Source organism: Saccharospirillum sp. MSK14-1 (assembly GCF_003054965.1).
Taxonomy (GTDB): Bacteria; Pseudomonadota; Gammaproteobacteria; order Pseudomonadales; family Natronospirillaceae; genus Saccharospirillum.
Genome location: NZ_MIES01000037.1, coordinates 1 through 1,655, shown reverse-complemented (window position 1 = coordinate 1,655; position 1,655 = coordinate 1). Strand labels below are relative to the sequence as shown.

Below are 1,655 nucleotides of genomic sequence, written 5' to 3'. Positions count from 1 at the left end.
GCCTTTACCGGCAGCTTTACCTTAGCGTTATTTGTCGTTGTCTTCGTGAAAAAGATGACACGATAGTTAGGGTTTAAGAGCTTTGCTTGCCTTTGCCCTAATTCACGCGGTTAAGATTATTCTTAATTGCCTGACTGACAAACGCAGCCAGCCCCGGATTCAAGCTTTCATAAGCATCAGTAAAACGGTCATCGGCTACATACATCTCAGCCAGCTGAGCGTGCATAGCAGGTGAACACTGATAGTACCAGGTACAGATATGTTGGCGCATTTTTTCAGCCACGTTGATAGCTTGTTCACCAACAGCTGATTCTCCGTTACGTAACAGCTGAACCATTTCACCGTTCAAATCATCACGCTGCTGATGACACCGCTGCCAATCACTTTTGCTGTATGACTTTGTACGTCGAGACGACTCTTTATAGGCATCAGTGTCCCCCCAACTGGCAACAACTTCCTGTTCATACTTGTCAGGGTCGAAACCTTCAATTATTGAAAACTCATTTTTCTTCATCATTAAATCTCCTTTAGACAAGGTTTGTTCCAATTGCTGCTGAATTTTTTTTAAACGTTCAATATGTTCATCAACCAGTCTTTTCTGCTCTCTCAACATGTCTATTTGTGTTTCCGGCTGCTGCGCTAATAAGACTTTTATACGCTGTAAGGAAATACCTAAGGCCCGGTAAATAAGAATGTTCTTTAAGCTGTCTAAATTTTGCTCGGTGTAAAACCGATAACCCGATTCCGCTCTTATTGTCGGAATAAGTAAGCCAATTGCATCGTAATGATGCAGCGTACGAATACTGATTTGGAAAAGCTTTGCCACCTCTCCGATTGAATATTCTTTCATGAAAAGTTCGACCCCTGATCGCAATTTAACCAAACGAAGTTCGGGTAATAAAAAGTTTAATAAAAATATTTTTTAAATATTTTATTTCTCTGTTTAACACAGTGTTAAACAGCTTAATGCCTAACGTAACGTCAGAGTCAATCGATTTAATGCAAGAAAGTTTGTAACGAACTCAATAAGTATTGACTAATAAATGTGCGTTTTTTTGTTTTTACATATTTCAATTCATAGTCTGGTGTCAATGGCAAAACAGGTCATTAAACAACCGTTAGTGTATCAAGTTGTAACACCTCTGCAACAGAACGCAACAGAGTCGCTACTAAGTGTAAGCCTCTGTATGTTACTGATTTATATCAAAATTTATGACCGTTCAGTCGAATTACAATGGCCGCAATTCAGAACTAGGAGCGCGTTATGTCGACGCAACAAATTGTCAGTGAGGCCATCGAGCCCATATTGATACATGCACCAATAGCCGGTGCTGTTATTCCGTTAGAACTCGTTCCCGATCCAGTCTTTGCTGAAAAAATGGTTGGCGATGGCATTTCTATTGACCCTGTTGAAAATATTCTGCGCGCACCTTTTAACGGCGAAGTAATTCAACTACCGGCTTCGGGTCATGCTCTGACAGTTCGTGCAGAAAACGGTCTCGAAGTGTTAATGCACATTGGTATCGATACTGTTTTACTGAAGGGCGAAGGTTTTAAACCGATGGTAAAAATCGGTGACCATGTAGTTCAAGGCCAACCGCTTATTGAGTTTGATGCTGACTTCATCGCTCAAAATGCAAAGTCTTTAATGACTG

General features: G+C 40.7%; 2 protein-coding genes. One reads left to right on the top strand and one right to left on the bottom strand.

Annotated elements, in window-relative coordinates; translation table 11 throughout:
- Positions 1 to 97: 97 nt before the first annotated feature.
- Entirely contained in the window at positions 98 to 850 is a 753-nt protein-coding gene (locus tag BGP77_RS17230; protein ID WP_108166026.1) for a MerR family transcriptional regulator, read from the bottom strand.
- A gap of 414 nt (positions 851 to 1,264) precedes the next feature.
- Between BGP77_RS17230 and BGP77_RS17225 the strand changes: the two genes are divergently transcribed.
- Positions 1,265 to 1,655, top strand: a 391-nt coding sequence (locus BGP77_RS17225; protein ID WP_146171281.1) for a PTS glucose transporter subunit IIA, incomplete at its 3' end; no start/stop codon positions are given.